General features: G+C 41.5%; 5 protein-coding genes and 1 tRNA gene. 1 reads left to right on the top strand and 5 read right to left on the bottom strand.

The window, feature by feature from the left end; genetic code table 11:
* Positions 1 to 256 precede the first annotated feature (256 nt).
* The 5 genes from Q8W26_RS17730 to Q8W26_RS17710 all read right to left on the bottom strand — a co-directional run bounded on the left by Q8W26_RS17730 (position 257) and on the right by Q8W26_RS17710 (position 2,620).
* Positions 257 to 595, bottom strand: a complete 339-nt coding sequence (locus Q8W26_RS17730) for a TusE/DsrC/DsvC family sulfur relay protein (RefSeq protein WP_101212423.1) — start codon at positions 593 to 595, stop codon at positions 257 to 259.
* A 6-nt stretch (positions 596 to 601) separates the two neighbouring features.
* Positions 602 to 865 (bottom strand): DsrH/TusB family sulfur relay protein, encoded by a 264-nt coding sequence (locus Q8W26_RS17725; protein WP_101212425.1) that lies wholly within the window; start codon positions 863 to 865, stop codon positions 602 to 604.
* On the bottom strand, positions 865 to 1,221 hold the full coding sequence (gene tusC / locus Q8W26_RS17720; RefSeq protein WP_101212427.1) for a sulfurtransferase complex subunit TusC: 357 nt from the start codon (positions 1,219 to 1,221) through the stop codon (positions 865 to 867). Before tusC ends, Q8W26_RS17725 begins: the two co-directional genes overlap by 1 nt.
* Positions 1,222 to 1,232: 11 nt before the next feature.
* A complete protein-coding gene (gene tusD, locus Q8W26_RS17715; protein WP_101212428.1) occupies positions 1,233 to 1,622 on the bottom strand; it encodes a sulfurtransferase complex subunit TusD in 390 nt (129 codons plus the stop codon).
* 335 nt (positions 1,623 to 1,957) lie between these two features.
* On the bottom strand, positions 1,958 to 2,620 hold the full coding sequence (locus Q8W26_RS17710; RefSeq protein ID WP_101212430.1) for a Bax inhibitor-1/YccA family protein: 663 nt from the start codon (positions 2,618 to 2,620) through the stop codon (positions 1,958 to 1,960).
* 189 nt (positions 2,621 to 2,809) lie between these two features.
* Between Q8W26_RS17710 and Q8W26_RS17705 the strand changes: the two genes are divergently transcribed.
* Positions 2,810 to 2,900: transfer RNA gene (locus Q8W26_RS17705), tRNA-Ser, on the top strand.
* Positions 2,901 to 2,994: the final 94 nt, after the last annotated feature.

Genomic DNA, 2,994 nt, shown 5'->3' with positions numbered 1-2,994 from the left:
CGGCTAAAAACCTGCCGGAACGACACATTGGTGAGGCGTTCTCTTGCATCGTCGTCCTGAAAGTGTGTTATTCAGGATCTCGTTAGTTGCTGATATACAATACGAGATTCCGGCTAAAAGCCTGCCGGAACGACACATTGGTGAGGCGCTCTCTTGCATCGTCGTCCTGAAAATGTGTTATTCAGGATCTCGTTAATTGCTGATATACAGTACGAGATTCCGGCTAAAAGCATGCCGGAACGACACATTGGTGAGATTAAATACACTTTGCTGGTTTCGGTAACCCAGCAATACGGGTGGCTTGTTTCGCTGGCCCTTTAGGAAAGAGCTTGTAAAGATAACGCGAGTTGCCTTTTTCTGGCCCAAACTCTTTCGCGACCGCTTTGACGAGCATGCGTACCGCAGGGCTGGTATTAAACTCAAGGTAAAAATTGCGAATAAAGCGCACCACTTCCCAATGCTCTTCAGTCATGGTGATATTTTCTAATGATGCTATATGTAGCGCGACTTGTTCATTCCAGTCTTCGAGGTTAAGCAAATAATCATGCTTATCGACATCAAGGGCTTTGCCTTGAAAAATAATTCCTGTGCTCATGCTGTGTTACCAATTTACAATAGGGTGGTGAAGGGCGGTTAACTCGACAAATTTTTCTAGGTCGATTAACTTAAATGCTTGCGAGTTTAACACTTGTAAACCCCGTGCATGAAGATCACTTTCTAAAACAAATACCTCATTAAACTGTGCTAATGAGTCAGGTAGTGTCGCTGCAATGACACTGTCTTGGGTCAAGACTACTGTCACGTCATTAACGCTTGGAGGTAGGGCTTTAGTAAACGGGCTTTGCGTAGCAATTAATAACATCATTAGAAATTTAGTACCTGATCAAATTGACTTAACGTATCAAACCATTGTTTCTGACTCAACATTTGGCCATCAATCAGAAAGTGTTCGGCAGTTAAACCTCGCTCGTTCATCGACTGCTGGCATAAATAGATTTGCTCGATGTCATACAATTCAAGCAAGCCATAGCTTTTACTAATGTCTTTATGTCCGGTTAATTGAGCATCGGTCGACTTGAGGATCTGGTACAACCCATCTCCAGCAAAAAAAAGGCCGACGGGGCGGTCATAAGAAGCATTCGCTAACAGCATATCGAGGGATTCACGATCGTTGATGCTACTAAACGGGGCACTACTGTTTACAATAGCTAGGGATTTCATAAGGTATTCACTTAAAATTGTATTAACTTATCTGCATCGGCAGAGGCTTGTACGAACTCACCCAAGCCGCCTAAACGGAAGTGAGGTGCAAGGTTGTCGCTCGCCAGCTGTTGCTCTTTTGCAAGCTGCTCATCAACAATACCCCGACGCAGCGATGCTGCCACACAGCTGACAAGGTCAACGGCAAAGTTTTCGGCTAGCCCTTGCCATAATGCGACGACATTGGTTTCATCACTCGCTGGGCAATAAAGTGCATTGGTATTGGCCGTACCTTGTTGATAGAAAAATACTTGAGTTAATTGATGTCCTTGCTTTAACAGCGCTCGTGCAAATAAATAGGCACTGTAAGCCCCTTGGCTATTCACATCACTGTTAACGACTAAAACATATTTCAGTGTCACTATGGTTGTTACCTTGTTATATGTAGTGGCGGAAACCCATTACATGAGTGAGAAAATTAAGGGTATTCTAACATGCCTCATAAGCTATGTTTATACCAAATACATTAAGTAAGTGATCTTGTTGTGCCTTGGAAAGATGAGCTAGAACAAGACGCTGATTGAGTAATAGCTGGCGATTGGGGTTGAGAGCAACCTCGTTCCTGATTATTTAAACTGCTACAAATGGGCAAATAGTTAATGCAATTGGTATTCGAATAAAGTATCAGGCAAAAAAAAGCTCCGCACTAGCGAAGCTTTTGGGTTAATTAGAGTAACATACTCTAATTAAGTGTAACTTAGTCGTCACCGGCAAAGCCTAATAAAGCTAATAGGTTGATGAATAAGTTATAGATGTTTAAGTATAAAGATACTGTGGCGCGGATGTAGTTAGTTTCACCGCCGTGAACGATACGACTTGTATCATACAAGATAAAACCAGACATAATCATTACGATTGCTGCACTTAACGCTAAGCTCACTGCCGGGATAGCGAAGAAGATGTTAGCAATAGCGGCAACGATTACAACTAAGATACCAACACTTAAGAAGCCGCCCATGAAAGAGAAGTCTTTTTTAGTAGATAACGCGTAAGCTGATAAACCGAAAAAGATTAATGCCGTGCCACCTAGCGCTTGCATAATTAACTCACCGCCATTAGACATTGCTAAATAACGATTTAAGATTGGGCCGAGTGCCATACCCATACAGCCAGTGAAAATAAATGTCCACATTAGGCCTTGTGCTGTATCCGCTTTTTTATGAACGATAAATAAGCTGATGAAACCAGCGATTAGGAAACCGAAGTAACCAATCATACCTAAATTCAATTGGGTACTGAAAAAAGCCGTTACTGCACTGAACATTAATGTCATTGCTAATAGGCTGTAAGTATTTCTCAATACTTTATTAGTTTGTAACGCAGACTCATTCGTTGCGCTATAAGTTGTACGATGCTCCATAAAAACTCCGTCTAAATTAAAAATAATTACTCAATTTGATTCTACTATAACAGCAACTTGGCCATTGTCATAATATGCCGTTCTCACTTGTTAGTATATGACGATTTTGTGAGCAAAAAGTTTAGTTTTATTAAAAAAAACTTATTAACACTTGCATCTCATCTGTATTGCTATACTATACACCGCGCTGGAGAGATGGCAGAGTGGTCGAATGCACCGGTCTTGAAAACCGGCATGGGTTAATAGCCCATCTAGGGTTCAAATCCCTATCTCTCCGCCACTAATTAAGAAAAGCCCGCTAACATGAAAATGTTAGCGGGCTTTTTGCTTTCAGGTTAAAAAAATGCGTTAATAGCGCAGTTAGGGAGATTCAA

The organism is Psychrobium sp. 1_MG-2023 (genome assembly GCF_030689115.1).
In the GTDB taxonomy this organism is placed as follows: Bacteria; Pseudomonadota; Gammaproteobacteria; order Enterobacterales; family Psychrobiaceae; genus Psychrobium.
The sequence above is the reverse complement of the archived record's forward strand: the minus strand, read 5'-3'. Positions and strand labels throughout refer to the sequence as shown.

What these genes read in the sequence shown, in the direction of transcription:
- Q8W26_RS17730 (WP_101212423.1), bottom strand. Translation starts at nt 595, where the DNA reads ATGAGCACAGGAATTATTTTTCAAGGCAAAGCCCTTGATGTCGATAAG.
- Q8W26_RS17725 (WP_101212425.1), bottom strand. Translation starts at nt 865, where the DNA reads ATGATGTTATTAATTGCTACGCAAAGCCCGTTTACTAAAGCCCTACCT.
- tusC (WP_101212427.1), bottom strand. Translation starts at nt 1,221, where the DNA reads ATGAAATCCCTAGCTATTGTAAACAGTAGTGCCCCGTTTAGTAGCATC.
- Q8W26_RS17710 (WP_101212430.1), bottom strand. Translation starts at nt 2,620, where the DNA reads ATGGAGCATCGTACAACTTATAGCGCAACGAATGAGTCTGCGTTACAA.